Raw genomic sequence first — 19,508 nt, forward strand, 5'->3', positions numbered from 1 at the left:
GATATGTCGACCAAATGATCAGCGGTTCGACGGCAGACACCCATCGCTGGCCTACGCAGACACCATATCCCAGATCGCCGCATTAGCAGCGTCGGTTCGCCGCCAATGTCCCCCAAAATTTTACAGTTCCGTCGATCCAGGTTGAGTGCCGACCAAAATGAGGATCTGGAGCACCAGGCAGCTCCGAAACCGGGCAAAAAGCCAAAGCTGGCTGGCCGTTAGCGATAATCCATCCGAGGCGAGCGGCGGGAAACGCCTGGCGCTTTGAATGTCCCCGGCCGGTCTCTGCAGGCTTGCCGTCAGCTCCCGTCGCCCTTTCTATGATCGCTCTGCCACCTTCACCAGAAGCTTGCCGAAATTTTTCCCCTGCAGCATCCCGATCAGCGCCTCGGGAGCACTCTCCAGTCCCGCGACGACGTCCTCGCGATACTTGATCCGACCGGAGTTGACCAGCGGACCGACCTCGGCCTCGAACGCCGCATAGTGTTCGCTGACGAACTCGGTCTGGATGAACCCACGGATAGTGAGGCTCCGTCTCAGGATGGCCGACATCATCGCCGGCACGTTGTCTTGCTCGGACCCCACCACTCCGTTGTAGTTGGCGACCAGACCGCAGACGGGAACGCGGGCGTAAAGATTTAGAAGCGGCATCACCGCCTCCCAGACAGGTCCGCCGACATTCTCGAAATAGACGTCGATACCCTTCGGGCAGGCCTGCTCCAGGTCCGTCTTGAAATCCTTTGAGCGGTGATCGACGACTGCGTCAAAGCCCAGCTCGTCGCGGACGTAGTCTAGCTTCTGCTGACCGCCGACGATGCCGACAGCCCGCGCGCCAGCCAGCTTGGCAAGCTGGCCGACCATGGAGCCAACGGGTCCCGATGCGGCAGCGACCACGACGGTCTCCCCCGCTTTGGGCCGACCGATAACCTTCATGCCGGTATAGGCGGTAAAGCCTGGCATTCCAAGGACGCCGATCGCGGTGCTGATAGGGGCGCCTTTCGTGTCGACATGGCGGATCGCGTCGGCCTTCATGACGGCACCCGTGCACCATCCCGTACGGGACCGCACGATGTCGCCAGGCTTGAAGTCGGCATGCCGGGAGCGCGCGACCTCACAAACCGACTCGCCCTCCATGGTGCCATCGACGGGTGTGGGAGCTGCATAGGATTTCGCGTCGCTCATGCGGCCGCGCATGTAGGGATCCAGTGAGAGGTAGAGAACCTTGAGCGTGACCTCGCCTTCGGCAGCATCGGGAAGCTCGGCACTTTCCAGCCGGAAGTTCTCGGAGGTGGGAGCGCCCTTGGGCCTGCTCGCAAGGACCACGCGTTGAATGGTCGTCATGTTTTTCGTCTTTCGTATTTCCAGGAGTGGCTGCGGGGGTCGGGTCGGATTACGCCGCAGGATCGCCGTTGCCGGTGGCGGTTCGATGGTCATGCCACTTTCAAGCCAAGGGCCATCAGCAATCAGATTGAATGACGCCACAGAGGCGTTAGCATTCGAAGCCCTCTCGTCCATGGTCTTGCAATAAACGTCGACTTACCAATGCCAGCCCAACAGCTGCTGATAACAACTAGCGACCTTCCGCCCACTTTCAAGGCGCGTAGACCCACACGCGGCATTCGATCACCTTGAGAGGCTGGATCGCACTTTTGCCGGGAAGCAGGACTTTGTCTGCGGCCTTGAGGGCAGCGCCAGCTCATTCAATCCTTGTTGGCGCCGATGGTCGCTGACCCGTTATCGCTGGAGCCGCTAGCGGCCTTGATCGTCACAATGCCGAGGCCCCGCAACACCGATAGTCAGATCGCCATTCGTCTCCCGACCATCGAGGGCACCGTCGGTGATGACGCGTCGCGGGTAACGTGCTGCGTGGATCGCGGCGCAGCACGATCCACGCAATCTCGGTCCAATCCGCGCCGTACGCCCCGGGGCGAGGAGGCACCTACAGTCTGTCCGACCCCCGTTTTCTCACTCGAACTCTGAAAACCTCATCTTTTGCCGTGGTAACGACGTGAAGCGGCTTTGGGCTGACACCATATCTGATATCCACCTGTACGAACCGGGTAGGCCTTTGAAGCATCCAGCCGAACAAGCGCCAGGCATCCAAGACGATGAAGAATGATAGATGGGCTGACCATCGATGGGAGTATGCCGTTTTGCAAACCCGTTGCGACAGGCAAGTTTGAACACCGAAAGAACCTGACCGAGTAAGGATCGATACAGTTAACTTTCGGCGAGTGGTCCACGCAAGGACGGTTGCGCCATAGTGAACAGCGCTTTTCAATTCAGTTCGAGTTTGCCGCAACCCACTGTCGGTTCGGCTTTGCTGCAAGATAGGCAACGTAGTCGTCGGAGGCGTCGGCAAAGAAAAGAGCCGCCTCCTGCTCGCGCCATCCAGCCTCCACCGCGTCGCGGATGAATGCGGTGAGTGCCAGCTTGCACATAGCCGCACATTCTTTCGAACGCTCCTTTTGATCGACGCTGAACCTGGGTGGATGTATAAAGGTCATGCCGGATGATGGCACAGCCTTTGGCGCTTGCAACCGAGAGCCTTTGTTAAGCTTACCAGGTAAGGTTAAAAGCCCCCCTTGATGTTAGTGGGCTGCAGCACGGTTGGACTTCGCCAGAACCATGACGTGCTCGTCTGCGGCATCAGCTAAGGCGACCGTTACTTCAACTTCAGACCAACCCTTGCCGCCCAAATTCGCAATAAGTTCGAACATGAACCTGTATACCTCTGTTCGGCAGTCAGTATTCGTTACATCACATTCGATTACTTTATTCAAATTTAAATTTTCCACTTCTCTCTCCGTTTTGTTAGAGTCCGAGAATCACACAGCATACACTTTCTTCAAATCACGATTTGTGACTCCCAATAGTCCTGTATTGTATTCGGCGCCGAAAACACTACTTCTAGTATCTTTTTTAAGTTGCTGTTTTCTAATGAGATCTTGAACAATTCATCGACGTGCTATCTCCATCAACGGGATCGTGAGGGAAACATGGCATATATACGACGCCGAATAGGTTGCCGGTGTGCGGATTCCGCCACACCCGACGACCTGATATGAACCATCCTGCTCGCCCTGCGACGCCGAAGGGTTTGGTCGAACTTGTCGCCCAAATTGTTGCCTGCTACGTCCGCAAGCACGTTGTGCCTATGACAGATGTGTCAAATCTGATCACCATCGTCTGTTGTGCGCTCGACAGCTGCTCCGTCGTGGCAATGTCAGCGCCGCTGGTTGACCAACTGAAACCAGCGATTTCAGTGCGCAAGTCGGTCCGACGGGACCGCATCACCTGCCTGGAATGCGGCGGTGACTTCAAATCGATGAAGCGTCATCTGACCATGTACCATTCAATTTCGCCCGACGATTATCGAGAGAAATGGAAGTTGCCTGCAGACTATCCGATGATTGCCCCCCTCTATTCGGAAGCGCGCTCGAAAATCGCTCGGGAACTCGGCCTGGGTCAAAAAAGGCGACGCGCGACACTCAAAGAGCCTTAGTCGAGCAGGCACGCAGCGCAGCTGAAGCCTTCTTGTTCTGGGGAGTTCAACGGCGGTGAGTGATCATCCGAATAAAATCACAATCCGATACTGTGCGCCTGAAAGCCGCACGGCTGTTTTCAACGAAGGGAGCGCGCTGGATCAGCGGTAGGGACCGACCCCGCTCATCAGGCGCCCCTCAGTCTGTTGCATCGTGTTGCAGGCGCCTCACTTAGCCTCCGACCGCATCGCTAACGCATTTCTTGGTGTATGACGTCCGTGCAGCGCCCGCCAGCGGTTTGCCATTTTTATCTTTGGCCGAGCTATCGCAGGCAGCGGCAGCATCGTTGGTGCACTTCTTGAGCGACGAGGTCAGAGCCGCGCCGGCTAGCGGCTTACCATTCTTGTCGATCGCCTTAGAGTTGCAGGTATCGGCGGCCTGCGCGGTAGCGGCGGAGAACACCAAGACAACGGCCAGCAAGATTTTTTTCATGGTTTTTCGCTTCCTTAGTTTACGTATTGAGGCCCATTTGGCATTGCCTGTCCAACACTCGCCACTTGTCCGACATCTAAAGCGCTTCCATGCGGTCTTCGCAACAAGGATGGCTATAGCGCAGAAAAAAGGGGCGATCTAGCTATGACGCCCGTCCGCTTGAGGCAGCATGTCTATTTGCGGCGCCTCAGCGAAGTTTCAAACATCACGGGTACTCCATCCTGATCCTGCAAGGGGCTGCTCCCCCGCGCAACTGGAGCCTGACGGCAATATTGGCTTTGACCGTCTAGCTGAGGCTGTTGCTACCCTATTGGCCGCTATAGGCGATGCCTGCGCGGCGGCGAAATCTATGCCTGCGTCGAGGACGAGGCTGTCCTTGTCGAGCGCCGTGCCGATTGGTAAAATCGTCGCCGCCGCCAAGTGGAAGGACGACTGCGTCGCTCTCTCACCATAGGCGTGGCGCCAGCCAAGCGAATTGCGCGTCTTGGTGCCAAGACGGGCCGACGTGAAGTCCGTCGAAGTGCTTACACCTATCGTGGCAAAAGCAACCCCCGTATTCTCGGCGCCGCTCCGGCTAATTTGGGCAGTGGAGGAGCGAGTGAACCACTATTGAACAAGACTCGATGAAGATCCGGCCTCAACACAACTTACGATGCCTTGGTTTGTCCTGTGACACGGAGAGTTTTCATCGGCTTGAGTTGATTACCCTCAAACCAGGATGCCGCCATTGGGCTGTCTTAACCACCCGTCGTCCTCGCACACGAAGAGCACCGCACTCTGAATTGGGCTTCGTAAGCCCCCTTGAGAAGGTCTATGTAGTCAGCGGACTTGAATGTGGCAGCCCATGGTACTGGGCCACTATCACCGCGCATTCGGTCTATCATTGCCTTTTTCCAGAAACCGCCGCCAAAGTCCGAATCTTGACCACGAAAAACCGAACCGTGCGCTTCGCATTCTGCAAGATTGCCTTTGGCGACCAAATATCTCGTAGCCAGAGCCATGTGGTCTTTTTGCTGCATTCCTCTGCCTCCTCGTCCTATGACCGTGTAAGAGGTCTCATTAAGTGTTCCTGAAACTTTGAGGGCCGCGCCCCAGAAAAACAACCCTATAGTGACTGAGGTAAGTCTTCAAACAATTATAAAGCGCCTATCTTCTCCGGAGTGAGCGCAGGTCACGATGTCGACGCCTCCGCGCCTGGCGGCCTCGGAACGGGTCGAACTCTCTTCTGGAGGCGACTGAGGTCCTGATCTGCTCGGGGCGGCATTCCGAAACACGGCGTCAGCTCTCCCCATCATGCTCCAGAAAACTTCGGTGGCTGCAGGCGGTGTGCACGCGGGTGTTCGTGTCATTGGGGCGGAGGGCGTTATGTTCTCTACAGCCATACCAAGGCCCAGCAACCGCACTGAACTGAACTGAACTGAGGGGAAAACAATGGTGGTGATCGCTCCATAAGCGTCGTTCGACATGAGCGCCTACAACACCGGAGCGTCTTGATGTTTTCAATTGAGAGTGGCTGGAAAGGATCGTGTCCCAGGGCGTGGTGTAGCTGACAGGTTGGTCACCGGTGATTTCCGGTAGGGTCGGGTTGCTTCGAGCCAACCTGGAGGACACCACCGGTGACCGACGACATGATGAACCTGCGCTCCCACGTTGAGAAGAGCGCTGTTGCTGATTTGCTCCGGAGTTGCTCGGCGTTGTTTCCGAGAAGCTGTTGGCTCTTGAGGTCGGCACGAAGACCGGCGCGGGCTATGGCGAGAAGAATGGCTTTCGGATTGCCTATCCCAACGGCTATCGCGACAGGGACTGGGAGACACGGGCTGGCACCGTCAGGCTTCGCATTCCGAAGCTTCGCACCGGCAGCTATTTCCCGAGCTTTCTTGACGCGCCGCATGGCCGAGAAGGCCCTGACGGCGGTCAAACGTAAATTAGCTGACTTTTCCCAACTACGGCATGGAACGCCGCCCGCCCCGAAAGGCGAGCAGCGCTTGGTCGTTATTTCAGGGCTGCGAGCAGCGCCTTGAAACCGTCTTCGACGGTCGGACGGATATCGGCACGCGAAAGGGCAAAAGCGACGTTGGCGAGGATGAAGCCATCCTTGGCGCCGCAGTCGTAGGTTTCACCCTTGAAGTGGTAGCCAGCGAAATCCTGCTGCTTGGCAAGCTTCAGCATGCCGTCGGTCAGCTGGATCTCGTTGCCGGAGCCGCGCTCCTGATGCTCGAGGATGTGGAATATCTCGGGCTGGAGAATGTACCGGCCGTTGATGAAGAAGTTCGACGGGGCGGAACCCTGCGGCGGCTTCTCGACCATTTCGGTCACCCGGAAGCCGTTACCGATGCTTTCACCGACGCCGACGATGCCATATTTGTGGGTCTGGTCCGGCGCGCATTCCTCGACGCCGATGACGTTGCCGCCGCTCTGCTCGTAGAGTTCGATCATGCTTTTCATGCAGCCGACATCGGATTGCATGACCATGTCGGGCAGCAACAGCGCAAACGGCTCGTCGCCGACGATTTCACGCGCGCACCAGACCGCGTGGCCGAGGCCGAGTGGCTCCTGCTGGCGGGTAAAGCTGGCGGTGCCGGCGGTGGGCAGAATCTTGCTGAGCAAGGTCAGCTCGGCCTTCTTGTTGCGCTGGCGTAGCGTCTGCTCGAGCTCGAACTGGATATCGAAATAGTCTTCAATGACATGCTTGCTGCGTCCGGTAACGAAGACAAAATGCTCGATGCCGGCTTCCATAGCCTCGTCTACGACGTACTGGATGACCGGCTTGTCGACGACCGTCAGCATTTCCTTGGGTACTGCCTTTGTTGCCGGCAGAAACCGCGTTCCAAGACCAGCGACCGGAAACACGGCCTTACGTACTTTCTTTTGTAGCCCCACACATACCTCCTGGGCGATTCGCCCCTCGTTGATGACAGCGATGTAGCGGTAAATTAAAAATACTACGATTTGGAAAATAGAACCTGCGGCCTAGTACCATGGTAAAGAGTTTTTGGACGCGCTTTATCGAATTTTGAATTTCCTGCACAATAAGACAAAGTACCCGTCTGAACAGCCGCACGTGCGACACCGAGCTAGCAAGTCGTCTCGGCACCTATTTCGCAATCGTATTTAGGTTCCTATTCCATTGCACTTGCGGGCAGCAAAAGCCTTTCGTATTGGCACGGCGAAACCTCATCACTTGGAACTTATACATCCCCGCGTTCAAAACTGGATTTGGGGGGACCCTTTGATTATTCCCGGACGACTCGAACATTTGCCCACTACCAAACGGCGAGAGTTGTCTCACATCGTACAAGTCATTTTTGACGAGTTCGAGGACGCGCAGAAACCAAAATATCCGACAAGGCAAGATCCGGGAGGATCCTGTTTGGCTCTTCTGCTCGCGGCGACTAGGTCGAAGATCACGATCTTCTTGCGATCGTCAACAAAAATCGCGACGCCGACGGCAACGACCTCTGGCTCAAGATTGATGATCGTTTGACCAAAGATTTCAAGATTGGCGAGCATCTAGCAACAGCCGCGAAAGTCGTCGTTCATAGTCTGACTGACATCAATGACAAGCTCGCCAGTGGCCTGCCGTTCTCGTCGATGTCACGCGCGACGGCATCGCCCTTTACGATGCGCCTGGCTCTCCCCTTGCCGAAACCAAAACGCTGACACCGGACGCCAACGGCTGGAAGCCAAGCGACATTTCGACCACTGGTTTCGCCGCATTCTTGACTTTTTAGAAGGTGCGTACTTCTACAGCGAGAGACACAATTCAAGTTGAGTAGCGTTCAGCTTACATCTGGCGACAGAGAGCGCATACCATTGCGTTATTCTCGTTCTAACCCTTTACAACCTGAAGTCTCAGCGCCTCAGCATGCTGCACGTTCACGCTGAACGTATCGCGCCGCGCTTGGCCGAAGCCTGGCTGGGCGGTTCGAAACTTGCGAGGCGTTGCATCACGCGTCTTGATTTAGCCTACGTCGATGCACGGTACTCCGCCCATTGTGAAATAACCAAGCAAGACCTTGAATGGCTTGTCGAGCGTATCGAGAAGCTCCAAGGCATCGTTGCCGACATTTGCGCAAAGAGGCTGTTTCAGGGGGCGTGATAGGACCATGTCCACCTAGCGGCGGTGACCTCCACCCGTCCCGTTCGCTACCCTACTAGCTATGCACCCAAACAGCCGAACGCCCAGGAGGCGTGGAGGTGGAAAACTGCCGCTATCGCATCCGATCGCTAACAACAGATTTTGCAACATCTAACGCATCCATGTCGCGAAATATGCTCCAATGCCTCACTGGCCTTCGCCGATTGACGCCCGAAGATGCAGGAGGCCGCCGCTGCCATGTTTTTGATGTTGACTGACACGCCACTAACTTCAGTCAAGCTAGTTTTTGTGCGCAGCTTATAATAGTAGGTCAGAAATACAAATTTTCGCTTGCGTTGCATCGCAGTGAAATGACCGATGATAGTATCCAGTGAACGCGTTTGCGTTATCTGAAAAAAGAGGAAAATCGATGCGTATCACGATGATCGGGTCTGGTTATGTGGGTTTGGTGTCAGGCGTCTGCTTTGCAGATTTCGGCCATGACATCATCTGCGTCGACAAGGACGAAAAGAAGATTGCAGCGCTGCGGGCCGGCGAAATCCCGATCTTCGAGCCGGGGCTCGAAAGTCTCGTGGCCGAGAACGTCCGCTCGGGCCGACTGTCGTTTTCGACGGAAGTGGCGGAAAGCGTCGCAGCCAGCGATGTCGTCTTCATCGCCGTCGGCACCCCGTCGCGCCGTGGCGATGGTCATGCCGACCTGTCCTACGTCTATGCAGCTGCCCGCGAAATCGCCACGCACGTCAAGGGCTTCACCGTCATCGTCACCAAGTCGACTGTTCCTGTCGGCACCGGCGATGAAGTCGAGCGGATCATGCGCGACACCAACCCGGACGCAGACATCGCCGTCGTGTCCAACCCCGAATTCCTGCGCGAAGGCGCCGCCATCGAGGACTTCAAGCGGCCGGACCGCATCGTCATTGGCCTCGACGACGATCGTGCCCGGGCCGTGATGACCGAAGTATACCGGCCGCTCTACCTCAACCAGGCGCCGCTGCTGTTCACCTCGCGCCGCACGTCGGAACTGATCAAGTACGCCGCCAACGCTTTCCTCGCCATGAAGATCACCTTCATCAACGAGATGGCCGATCTCTGCGAAAAAGTCGGCGCCAATGTCCAGGAAGTCTCCCGTGGCATCGGGCTCGATGGCCGTATCGGCGCGAAGTTCCTGCACGCGGGCCCGGGCTATGGCGGCTCGTGCTTTCCGAAGGACACATTGGCACTGGCGAAGACTGCACAGGACCACGACAGCCCGGTGCGCCTGATTGAAACGACCATCTCGATCAACGATAACCGCAAGCGGGCCATGGGTCGCAAGGTGATCGCGGCTGTTGGCGGCGACGTTCGCGGCAAGAGCGTCGCGGTCCTCGGTCTGACCTTCAAGCCGAACACCGACGACATGCGCGACAGCCCTGCGATCTCGATCATCCAGACCTTGCAGGATGCCGGCGCCAAGGTGGTCGGTTACGATCCCGAGGGCATGGACAATGCACGCGGCCTGATCGAGGGCATGACGTTCGCAGCCGATGCCTACACTGCCGCCGAAGGGGCAGACGCTCTCGTCATCGTCACCGAATGGAACCAGTTCCGCGCACTCGATTTTGCCCGCCTGAAACGAGTCATGGCCGCACCTGTTCTCGTCGACCTCAGGAATATCTACCGCCGCGACGAAATCACAAAGCACGGCTTCGAATATTCGAGCATCGGACGGCCGAACCATGGCGAAGGCGAAACATGACGGTCGCGTCACAAGACCAGTGCTGTACAAGCAGATTAACAGAGCACCGGCTTCACACTTCAACCCTCTCCACGGTCGGGAGCACGTTGCGCTATCGGACCTTGTAGGGTCGGTGTATCCTGCTGTCGCGCCTGCGAGCCTTGCAGCCGTCGCCAGATGCTATGTCGAATTGTGGCCCGGGGATCCGTATATCGGGCTTCAAGCCCTGACAGGTGGGTAATTCAAAAACGGAATGTGTCTTGGTGGGCACCTGGGATACAGGCTCCGCATATGGACTTTAGAACGGAAGACCGAAATCGAGTCACTACGCTGAAATGAGACGCATGTGGGCGTCTGGCGTCTGGCGTCTGGCGTCAGCCGACATGTTTTTACGAGAAGCTCAACCATGTCACGCCGACGTTCAAGCGTAAGAAGCGGGAGATGCCCATCTTCCACGATATCGAGCGCAAGCTCTCTCGCTATCTGTTGACGATTACGATCGTCGGTGGCGGCCTCGGCGCTGCCGTTGTCCTCCTGCTCTGGGCTGTCGGCATGCCGAGCGCTATCGCTTTCGAGATGCCTGTGTTTTTTTCTTAACTACGTCCCTAGCGCGGTGAAACCCTACTTCATTGGGCGGTGTCTCCTGTTGAACACGAAGATCGTCTTCATCACAGTCTCCTTTGGGCATTGTTGTGGTCGGCGGTTAGAATGCTTGTCGCTGTGCCATTGCTCGTGGCGGTCAATACTTTCTGCGCGGACATCGACGGTCTGAAAGGCCTGGGCGACTGTCCGTCCAAGCGGCATCACGAAAAGGAGGTTTCCTCTGGATGAGCGTCGTATTCGAGAGCGTCACCCATTCTCAAAAGACAGTCAGGCCACTTTTGCCTTTAGCGCGTAATCCGATCAATGATGCTAACTGAAGCCAGCAAGGGCAAAGCGCTCACGACAAGCACGATGAAAGACGCCGAGAGCATGCCCCAAGCCGGCCCCCATGTACAAAGTGAAATCAAAACAACGAGCGGCCACCCGACCAGGCTGACAATAAAATTTCCACCGCCAACATAGAAAGAGTGCAGGAGAAGGAAGATAATCATGAGTATAAGCATAGGACCCCGTCTTGGTTCAGAACCGAGCACGCACGCCCAGCCCTTGCCTTCGATCTCGCTTGCCATCTTAAAGGCATATGTGCCAAATTGAAACAGCTGCGGCAACAGGAGTATCGCCAGGCTCAGCAATGCCGCTCATACCGATCCAGTGCTGCCCGGTGGGGACTGCCGTCACACCCCAGACGGTCCAACGACGCCGATCAGCGCGCCGCCATTGTTAAGGCCCAAGTCCCGGTCGACAATTCGTTTCCATACCGCTCAGTCGGTGATTCCGAGGTGACCACGTTTTGCGATGGGATTTACAAGTTCTATGAATTGCAGGCGAAGCAAGGGGCGAGACGCGCACCGCTTTTGCCGACAGGGCTAGCGATCCGACGGTGGAGTCGGCTAACCCGTTGTTCGTTAAGGGATGTCTTTTGGTGCCGCGATCACAGGCGCACTGGCGGCATTTTTCAGAACGCTAAGGCAAGCGGAGACATGCGCATCGTCTCAGCAGCCTTCCGTGGCTTTTTGATATTTGGTTATGCTAGCTTCTCCGCTTGTCCGACGATGCCCTAGTCATTCATTACCTCAGGAATGATGTTGTACAGCCATGACGACCGATCGCAGCCTCAGCGAATTCACCCTTGTTGTACGAGACATCGAGATGACGGCGGTTGTCGGATCGCGCCTTGGTCGAGCTCCTTGCTGCGACGCGCCTTGTAAACTGTGGAATGCGGGGCGGACGGTCGGATCAGACGCGTCATGCCAACAATGCTGGTTGATGCTCGCTATGGATGACACAATTTCGGCCCGATGATTTTGCCAGGTACAGCGCTTGGTCGCAGGCGCTGAATAGCATCTCGAACGTGTCATAGTCCTCGTGATCCGCGACACCCCCGGAAACCGTCACCTCGACGCGTCTAGATCCCGACATAACACCGCGCGCGGCGACCATCTCGACGCACCGTTTCGCCAGCGCCAACCGTTCAGATGGCGTTAGCTTGCAGATAAGTACCGCGAACTCCTCGCCGCCGATGCGCGCTACCAGGTGATCAGCGCCAAAAAACTCCGCAAGTTGATCTGAGACGGCTATAATTGCTTGATCGCCGAAGGCATGGCCATGCTGGTCGTTGATAGCTTTGAATTTATCGATATCGAAAAGAACTAGCGATGAGCTGCGCGGCGCCAGCGAAACCTCGTCGAGAAAAGCCCTTCGGTTCAACAAGCCGGATAACATATCGGTGCGACTCAATCTCTCGAAAGTCGCTCTTGAGATTGTCAGATGATGGATTGCCAATCCGACGACATAGACAACAGGAAACGTGATGCCAGAGGCAACAACTGTTGATATTATCAACCCAACCGTAGCCGCTGCCACTACATCGTAGGGAAGAAGGCCAAGCGCATTTAAAGAAAAATGTGCGACCAAGTTCAATAAATCGGCAGTGATAGTGACGGCTACCGTCATTCGAACAGCAAATAGCCATACCTGCTTGCGGCTTTCAAAGCGATCTGTCGCGCAAGATCGCTCGATGTATCGTTCAATTGAAAATACCATGTCCGTTTGATCCTCTGCAGTCGCTTCCGAAAACCTTAGGCTGGCTTTAAACCGCTACAGATTTCATGATTTGAGATATCTGGAGTGAATAGAGGGCAAACTCATTGAGTTTTCGTCAATATTCCACTTCGCTTATTGAAAGGCGTCTAAATTATAATCGTGCCCATTCGGTCGGTGTCATTTTAGGGATGACCGGCGCTATGACGACGAGGCGACTTCCCGTGTAACCCGAACTCTATTTCCGCGAGATTGCGTGCAATTTAATCTGAGCCGTGCCCTCTACCTTTATAAAAACACGCAACACCTTGGGCGGCAAATCTGCGTCGCATGCCAGCAGTTCTTCTATCGGTAGCAATAGACTGCCTTGAACCGTGAGAATAGCAGAAGCATTTCCCTTTTTGACTAAGGTGAAAGACGGGTAGTGGTTGAAAAACCCTCCGATTATGGCATGCTCTTCTCATGAAACCGGAGGAAAGCATGCCGACATCGCTACAGGACACTTTTGAGCGCCTCGAAACTGAGTGCGGAAGGTTTCGCGAGAACAACGACGATCACACTGACAACCAGGACGAACTCGATGTCGCCCTCGCAGAAATCAGTATTCAGCGGATCAAGGAATTGGCAGTATTGGCTATTGTTTACCGTTGATCCTGCGTTTCTAAGTCCATCCTGTGATTGGCATCAATATTTCCACTTCCACGCACATATTCCAACAGGAGAGATATAGCGCTAATGAAAAATGCACTTATAGCGATAGTAATATTAGCAGCCTCCGCGGCTCAAGCCCAAACCGACACGCGCATTGCGCGGCCTGGATGCATTGGGTCAGACTGTGGCATTATCCAAACCAATCGACCAGGCGCTTATCTCAGGAAAGTGCCCTCCCATGGCTTGAACAGGCTAAACCAGAAAACCGGTCGCTGCTACATTGACAGCCGCCAAAAACGGATTTGCAAACAGTAGGCCCGTAAACACTCCTCTTGATTGGTGGCTGTTAACGATGTGGATAAACCATTTTGAAAGCATTGACTGGCCAAAGCTTTAATCTCTCGATAGTCACTCGGTAGCTCATGTGAAGAGGGAAACAACGATGCCGGCTGACACACTACCGTTCAAACACGCGATTGAAACCCGAGCGGTACGCTTCGGTAAATGGGTCTACGTTATTCGTTTGACTGAAAACCACAGCAGGCCAAGCCGGAAGTTCCCGACACAAGAAGCAGCATTGAGAGAGGCAAAGGAGTTACTTTCCTATATGCGGTAAGATCTCGACTCCCAGTTTGGACCGGCCGCCTGTTGTTACCAAAGCCGGCCGCGTGCCCAAATGTTCGCCGCTGAACTTAATGCTGATCTCTGATGATCCCGACAAAATCTCCAAGGCTGTGACCGCGATTGGGAGCCAAGTTCTTGGAATAGCCGCACCTGCTGCGGAACTTCGAGATATTAGATGCCTTTTCTCCTAGTATGGGGTAACGGTCGAGTTCACCTCTCAAGACCGACTCGAGCGAAGTTCGCTCGATACCAGAGCCCCACACTGTCCATGAACTATCGCCGCCTATTTTTATCAGCTAGTATCGTTGTGGTCGCAGTGCTTACCAGCTCTTACGCGAGCCGCTCGGCATTGGGCCTTGTGATCGACAGCTGTGAGTTCAATCTATCCATGACGGGTTCGCCATTCCCCTGTTTGAAGATCATCCAGTCTCCGCGTCAGTTGTCAGCCTATGCGATATTGCGAGAGCCGACGCATAAAGAGCGTACCATCCTTACCCCGCTTGACGCGATCAGTGGCATAGAGGACCCGCGCCTTGTGTCTGCGGATGGGCCGAATTATTTCGATGATGCCTGGAAGGAACGATCAATCGTTCTGGATAGCTACCCGCAGAAAAACGATTGGCTGGATGCAGCCCTTGCCATAAACGCCGCAACGAACCGCACCCAGGACCACCTCCATATCCACATAGGATGCGTCTCTGCGCGCTTTAAGTCCGCCTTGAGCGGCAAGCGAGACGAAATCGACGACCTTTCCTTCCGGAAATTAAAAACCGATACCGCGTGGCGTTCATTCTGGGTGAAGTTCTACGCAGGTGAAAACCTGACGAGCATCAATCCGTTTCACATCGTTGCGGATGGCGTACCAGGCGCGCGAGAAGATATGCAGGATGTTGCTATCGGCATAGTAGGGGCCTCGTCGAGTACTGGTCAACGGGGGTTTTACATTCTGGCTCAGCTCCTCGGGCATACGGGGTTTCCCGGTTCGGCAGAGGACTTGCTGGATCCGAAGTGCAGCCGGTAAATTGTATGTCAACCCGCCGCACACAAGCTTCTGAACCACCGCCAAACGGGCAGGTTCACATTATTTCAGCAGCTGGATATTGCCTGAACCGAGATCGCCTATCGCCCGGCATCAAGGGAACCCATCAGTCGCCGCGTCACCTCGCCAGGCGTCCGGGCGAGCACTCCCTGAAGCAACACAGTTGGTCCGCTGTACCATCCGCACCCGGCAATGAGCCTTCCCGAAGAAGAAATCGAAAAGTAACGGTGCCTTTTGCAATTTGAGGCATCGCTCAGTCCAACTAGAGCCAATAGATCGACAAATATTGGTCGTGGATTTGTTAAGGAAAGCATCATCTTGACTGTGAATTCGAAGAAACCAGATCCGGTCGATATTGAGGTCGGAAGACGCATTAGGCTGCAACGCAGGATCAAGGGTATGAGTCAGTCTGTTCTGGCTGATGGGTTGACCATTACGTTTCAACAAGTGCAGAAATATGAGAAGGGATCTAACCGCGTCAGCGCCAGTCGAATGAGTAGTATCGCTCGGCTCCTAGAAGTTCCGGTGACATACTTTTTCGATGGACAGGGGCTGCAGCGCGATCTTCTCGATGGCGATACACTTTCACCGCTTTACGACGTGGCGCAGTTCGTCTCCACACCTGAAGGCAGCAATCTGAACCGGGCCTTTGCGCGCATTCAGTCGCCCGAGATCAGAAAGCGTATCGTTGGTCTTGTCAAAGCGCTGGCGGCGACCTCCGGCACCCCGCATTCCGCATCGTGATGATGAAGTGTTTGTCAGCTGCGTCATGATTTGGAGGCCCCGCCGCCTATAACAAGGGGCTAACATCCAAAACGGCTGAAGGAACACAAAAAAGGCGTCGACCGTCTCCAAAAGATCGAACGCACGCCCTGATGCAACCCAAATCGCCTATTGGTCAGTCTGCTCGGTGAGCCAAAATCTGGCAATAATCCGACCATCAACGATCTACAGGAGCCGCCGATGCCCTTCTTGTCGGCGCTTTCTTCAGCATGGGCCGATGGAGCGCCAGCGCAGCGCATGTAACTGCGGCTATGCCCTTTAACTTAGGTCCGGTGATCGGAACAGATGCGCGCAGCCGAGTCGGCGGTTTTTGCTGGCCAAGAGCATCCGCACCATCCAAGCCGACTGGCTTTTACCCTTTTGGGAGCACCGCAAAGCATAGATCCGAGGAGGACAATTGTGATTGCCCGCAAACCCGGATCAGACCCAAGCTCCAAGCCACTCGATCACCCACCTGCTGGCTGAGGTCGCCGGCCGACCGGATTGCCCGGAAAAACCATGATCGGTTTGGATCCGCACGCCCAGGACCGGCAGGATAATTGCCACCATGTTGCTGTTCGATGGCGGCCCGTGCTCCTCATCGGCTCATGCATGTTGCGCAAAGAAACGGCTTGGGGCGCTCAGACTCTATCCGCAGATATGGATTTAAAGGTGCCGAGCTGTTCTCCGGTGCGTCAGTTAAGTGTCCGGATCGCATCTCGCGTTGTAACGGCGTCGGACGTCGTTCCGGATGCTGTTGACGTGATCGAGTTTGCAATATTCAGGAACTTCAGCAGTTCGATCGAACCCGCATTGGAAATGTACAGGACATCCTTGTCCTGCATTGCAAATTTCTGCGCGGCGAACAAGCCAGCGGGATCCCTTAGGTTCGCTCGGAACACCACCGGAACAGTCTCATCACGGAACGATCCGGTGTTAATGTGCATGTCTTGCAAGATCTTCTTATCCACCAAGCGATATAGCAGAACCTGGCCTGGGTTGGCCTGCGTATCGGAAAGCCCCCCAGCCTTGCCAATACCTTCATTGAGGCTGAGATCCGTATCGTCAAAATCAAAGCGACCGTTAGTCCCCGCCGCACCAAAAGCCACGAATGTGCGCCGATGACGGTCGGCGAAGATCGTATCGCCGGGTGCGATGTAGATGTTTTCGATCGGATTTTTGAGGAGCGTTTCGTAGGCCACAGTCGCCGTTTTGCCGCGCCTTTGAAGGGTGATATTGGTTTCCATGCCAGGCGTCGCAAGGCCACCTGCCTCGGACAGCGCGTCAAGAATCCGATCACCGGCGGGACTAACTTCAATTTTCTTCGGATTGTTGACGTCGCCGAGCACGGCAACCTGACTGGACACCGAGCTCACAGTAGAGATTACCACTTGCGGCTCGATCGCTCGGCTCGCCAGCTTGTCTTCTACGTTGCGTTCGACTTCTTCCTTCGATTTTCCTGCAGCCACGATGCGTCCGGCGTAGGGCACGCTGATCGTCCCGCCGCGATCGATGGTCTGATTTGGCAGTGTTACAAAGTTGCCCGCGCGGCTACCCGCGTCGGCAGGAATGAAAAGGCCGCCCGACTGGGATTCAAAGATGGAGACTTGGACTACATCGCCGTAGCCGAGTGGAACATCTGGAGCTCCACCGCGGCCGCCGCCAAAACTTTGCTTCAGTGAGGCGATGGACTTCTGCTCGAAAAATCCCAACGTATTCTGGTTCAGATCGATCAATGCGTAGTCGATGCCGACCTTACGGTCAGGAGATGAAACTTTTATCGAGGCCTGGGTGTCTATCAATTTTGCGTCTGGCCCAGAACGGGGCAGATATGTGCAGCTGGATAGCAACAAAATGCTTAAACAGACGAGGCTCGTACGCGAAATAACAATTTTGCTCATCTCAAACCCAGTCGCTTCTGCACCAAAGGATAATCACTGCCTCTACGTCAGAAGCTTGAGACCAGTAGCACGCCTGATGTAAATATCTAGTATCAGTAACATCACGGCCAGCATTGTATCTACCGTTAATGTTAACGTCATTTGCGCGATCCACCACTGCAATGTCAATCGCAAGAAACGTCGATCGGACAGGAAATAGTCTGAATCGACCGTAGATTTACAAAACGTTGTGGCAAGAGAGGCACAGCAGACTTGCAGATGAACGCAGGGGCTGTCGCTAGACTCTCTTTCAATCGCCAGCAGACCGGCTATGCTATGCGCCGTGGCCAAGCGGGAGCCGCTTGGGACGTCTCAGATCGCCAGGCTTGAATGGTAAAGGAATTCACGCAACAGCGCGACACACGCGGATCTTAACGTAAGCTATCTATTCGCACCTGCGAGATGGACCGCCCCTGAGTGAGATCAGACCGGTCGCTGCTGTGGCGTTTTTAGGGATAGCTCCACCAAGCCAGCGTTCCAGGAGACTGGAACAGGATCAGAGATTTTTCTGCCTTCTCTGGCAACGGCAACTGGAGCGCTACCTATAGTCGACAGCCAGCGCCCGGGCACTTGCGCCAGTAGATCTGGACTCAGCGACCAGCCACCTGCCCTTTCCACGAATGGCCCGCCCGATATCCGCCCCTATGGCGGCGGGACAGCCTTTGACCAAGGCATGCGACGGCTTAAGACGCAGCAGGTCGGAATTGGGCCACCGGCAGGGCGCCTTCTCTCCTCATGCCTTCGTCGTTGTCGATTGCGTGGTCCATCCCCGGTGTGCCGCATCGATTGCCTTCTACCCGCTTCGACCATAACTGGTCAGGCCGGTGGGATAGACAGAAGATCACTTCCAGCGCCCTGATCGGCTGAGAATTCTTCTGACCTTTTCTCAGTGGAGAGCAGCAGGGATGTTTCTTGTATCACATTACATGAAAGACGCATCGCGATAGGCAACGCGTCGGACAACGGCCGCTGTTTTCTTGAAGGCCAAGGTTCACAGGCTGTCATTCGACTCTATGGGGAATAGGAGGATCGATTGTCCCCACAAAGGTCCTGCCGGCGTCGCTAAAACCGCCTTTGTCCAGATTGCGTGGCGCGGCAGTTCGAGCGAGGGGGCAGGCGCGCCTTTCCTGCGCAGATTTCGGTGAGAATCACGCGCGTGACCTCCGCCGAGGGGTGGCTAACTCGAAGTCTGCGTATCCAAGCGCATGAGGGGATTTGGCAAATCGTCCTATAGTCTTACAGTTCCAGGCATGGGAAATGAATTTTGTTTGATTATGGGTCAGATCGCAGAGCCCATTTACAAGTTGTTAGCTGAGTCTGGCGCCTTATCGAGACACATTTTTCAAGCTGAAATAGCCTTGTGCCATGACGAATCGATTAAAATATTTGATCATCGCGATCCTGATTTCCCTGGTGATGTGGATCGGGATAGTCGAGTTTGGCCTATGGATCGCCAACGATCCTCCGCCGTCTGGCGTCATCACTGGGACCAATCCGCCGCCTTGAAATAAGGGATCAGCCGCCCTTGCCGTCAACGGCTGTCCGAAACGGCGGCCGTGGTGTTCATATCGATGCCATCGTTGGATTTTCCGCTGATCCAAACGACCCCCGAAATCAGGCTGCTCCAGAGGCCGATAGAAACCACGAAGGCAATGAAAATGTACTTTATTCGCGTTGACATCGGTTACACCAATTTTGTGTTTGGCCGAGTAAAACGCCACCGCGTTAATTTTCGATTAGCCGGATGAATAGAATGGCGTGGTTCTACTCATGATATGCTTGGAAATCCGAACGTGGTAAACGCTTTATATATTACCTCGCTGCGCTATCGGGGTGGATATTGATGTTGCGAACCGTCAATCTGACCGCGATCTCCAGATCAAAACAGAATGGTTACTATAGCTTTCCTTTACTGAATTTGGAATTGCCGAGAACTTACCAGAGGCTTTGAGTGAATTGGTGTGTGATCAATACATCATGGTGCTGATCCTCCATACCGCTGCCGACTTAAGATCAGGCAATCCGCGCAACAGAATTGTCTCGTCGGAGACCATCTGAT

The 19,508-nt window shown here is 55.1% G+C and carries 17 protein-coding genes and 1 pseudogene; 7 read left to right on the forward strand and 11 right to left on the reverse strand.

Translation table 11 applies throughout. From position 1 onward, the window contains the following. Positions 1–318: 318 nt before the first annotated feature. The 3 genes from PR017_RS21335 to PR017_RS21345 form a co-directional block, all read right to left on the reverse strand. A complete protein-coding gene (locus tag PR017_RS21335; RefSeq protein ID WP_111217138.1) occupies positions 319–1,341 on the reverse strand; it encodes an NADP-dependent oxidoreductase in 1,023 nt (340 codons plus the stop codon). Positions 1,342–2,282: 941 nt separating this feature from the next. Continuing rightward, complete coding sequence (locus PR017_RS21340; protein ID WP_240538858.1) at positions 2,283–2,441, reverse strand: hypothetical protein; 159 nt, start codon at positions 2,439–2,441, stop codon at positions 2,283–2,285. A gap of 150 nt (positions 2,442–2,591) precedes the next feature. After that, complete coding sequence (locus tag PR017_RS21345; RefSeq protein WP_275113006.1) at positions 2,592–2,720, reverse strand: hypothetical protein; 129 nt, start codon at positions 2,718–2,720, stop codon at positions 2,592–2,594. 344 nt (positions 2,721–3,064) lie between these two features. Here PR017_RS21345 and PR017_RS21350 point away from each other — a divergent pair, with 344 nt between their 5' ends. Continuing rightward, positions 3,065–3,505, forward strand: a complete 441-nt coding sequence (locus PR017_RS21350; RefSeq protein WP_111217024.1) for a Ros/MucR family transcriptional regulator — start codon at positions 3,065–3,067, stop codon at positions 3,503–3,505. Positions 3,506–3,716: 211 nt separating this feature from the next. Here PR017_RS21350 and PR017_RS21355 read toward each other — a convergent pair whose 3' ends face one another. Both PR017_RS21355 and PR017_RS28525 read right to left on the reverse strand, forming a co-directional pair. After that, entirely contained in the window at positions 3,717–3,977 is a 261-nt protein-coding gene (locus PR017_RS21355) for a hypothetical protein (protein ID WP_111217022.1), read from the reverse strand. 198 nt (positions 3,978–4,175) lie between these two features. Further along, positions 4,176–4,556, reverse strand: coding sequence for an autotransporter domain-containing protein (locus tag PR017_RS28525; protein ID WP_161959289.1), 381 nt, complete (start codon positions 4,554–4,556; stop codon positions 4,176–4,178). A 1,037-nt stretch (positions 4,557–5,593) separates the two neighbouring features. On the opposite strand from PR017_RS28525, the pseudogene PR017_RS21360 reads away from it, so the two are divergent. Continuing rightward, positions 5,594–5,893 (forward strand): annotated as a pseudogene (locus PR017_RS21360) (transposase); the annotation flags it as partial. 76 nt (positions 5,894–5,969) lie between these two features. Here PR017_RS21360 and galU read toward each other — a convergent pair. Both galU and PR017_RS21370 read right to left on the reverse strand, forming a co-directional pair. Next, a complete protein-coding gene (galU, locus tag PR017_RS21365; protein WP_279619539.1) occupies positions 5,970–6,857 on the reverse strand; it encodes a UTP--glucose-1-phosphate uridylyltransferase GalU in 888 nt (295 codons plus the stop codon). A 405-nt stretch (positions 6,858–7,262) separates the two neighbouring features. Continuing rightward, on the reverse strand, positions 7,263–7,487 hold the full coding sequence (locus PR017_RS21370) for a hypothetical protein (RefSeq protein ID WP_111222026.1): 225 nt from the start codon (positions 7,485–7,487) through the stop codon (positions 7,263–7,265). A gap of 998 nt (positions 7,488–8,485) precedes the next feature. On the opposite strand from PR017_RS21370, the gene PR017_RS21375 reads away from it, so the two are divergent. Together PR017_RS21375 and PR017_RS21380 are read left to right on the forward strand one after the other, a co-directional pair. Next, on the forward strand, positions 8,486–9,811 hold the full coding sequence (locus PR017_RS21375; RefSeq protein ID WP_111222024.1) for a UDP-glucose dehydrogenase family protein: 1,326 nt from the start codon (positions 8,486–8,488) through the stop codon (positions 9,809–9,811). A gap of 420 nt (positions 9,812–10,231) precedes the next feature. Further along, positions 10,232–10,387 (forward strand): hypothetical protein, encoded by a 156-nt coding sequence (locus PR017_RS21380; protein WP_154677482.1) that lies wholly within the window; start codon positions 10,232–10,234, stop codon positions 10,385–10,387. Positions 10,388–10,677: 290 nt separating this feature from the next. On the opposite strand, the gene PR017_RS21385 is transcribed toward PR017_RS21380, so the two are convergent. Both PR017_RS21385 and PR017_RS21390 read right to left on the reverse strand, forming a co-directional pair. Beyond that, positions 10,678–11,025, reverse strand: a complete 348-nt coding sequence (locus PR017_RS21385; protein WP_111222023.1) for a hypothetical protein — start codon at positions 11,023–11,025, stop codon at positions 10,678–10,680. A 613-nt stretch (positions 11,026–11,638) separates the two neighbouring features. Further along, on the reverse strand, positions 11,639–12,436 hold the full coding sequence (locus tag PR017_RS21390) for a GGDEF domain-containing protein (protein WP_111222022.1): 798 nt from the start codon (positions 12,434–12,436) through the stop codon (positions 11,639–11,641). A gap of 477 nt (positions 12,437–12,913) precedes the next feature. Between PR017_RS21390 and PR017_RS21395 the strand changes: the two genes are divergently transcribed. From PR017_RS21395 to PR017_RS21405, 3 genes are all read left to right on the forward strand, one after another. Continuing rightward, entirely contained in the window at positions 12,914–13,084 is a 171-nt protein-coding gene (locus PR017_RS21395) for a hypothetical protein (RefSeq protein ID WP_154677481.1), read from the forward strand. Positions 13,085–13,976: 892 nt separating this feature from the next. Next, a complete protein-coding gene (locus PR017_RS21400) occupies positions 13,977–14,729 on the forward strand; it encodes a CDP-diacylglycerol diphosphatase (protein ID WP_111222020.1) in 753 nt (250 codons plus the stop codon). A gap of 336 nt (positions 14,730–15,065) precedes the next feature. Beyond that, positions 15,066–15,491, forward strand: coding sequence for a helix-turn-helix domain-containing protein (locus PR017_RS21405; protein WP_111222019.1), 426 nt, complete (start codon positions 15,066–15,068; stop codon positions 15,489–15,491). A gap of 713 nt (positions 15,492–16,204) precedes the next feature. Here PR017_RS21405 and PR017_RS21410 read toward each other — a convergent pair. Together PR017_RS21410 and PR017_RS21415 are read right to left on the reverse strand one after the other, a co-directional pair. Further along, positions 16,205–17,410 (reverse strand): polysaccharide biosynthesis/export family protein, encoded by a 1,206-nt coding sequence (locus tag PR017_RS21410; protein WP_111222018.1) that lies wholly within the window; start codon positions 17,408–17,410, stop codon positions 16,205–16,207. Between the two features lie 1,570 nt (positions 17,411–18,980). After that, positions 18,981–19,130 carry a hypothetical protein gene (locus tag PR017_RS21415; protein ID WP_154677480.1) on the reverse strand — a complete coding sequence of 50 codons (150 nt, stop codon included), beginning with the start codon at positions 19,128–19,130 and terminating at the stop codon, positions 18,981–18,983. Between the last annotated feature and the right edge of the window lie 378 nt (positions 19,131–19,508).

Source organism: Rhizobium tumorigenes (assembly GCF_003240565.2).
Lineage (GTDB): Bacteria > Pseudomonadota > Alphaproteobacteria > Rhizobiales > Rhizobiaceae > Rhizobium > Rhizobium tumorigenes.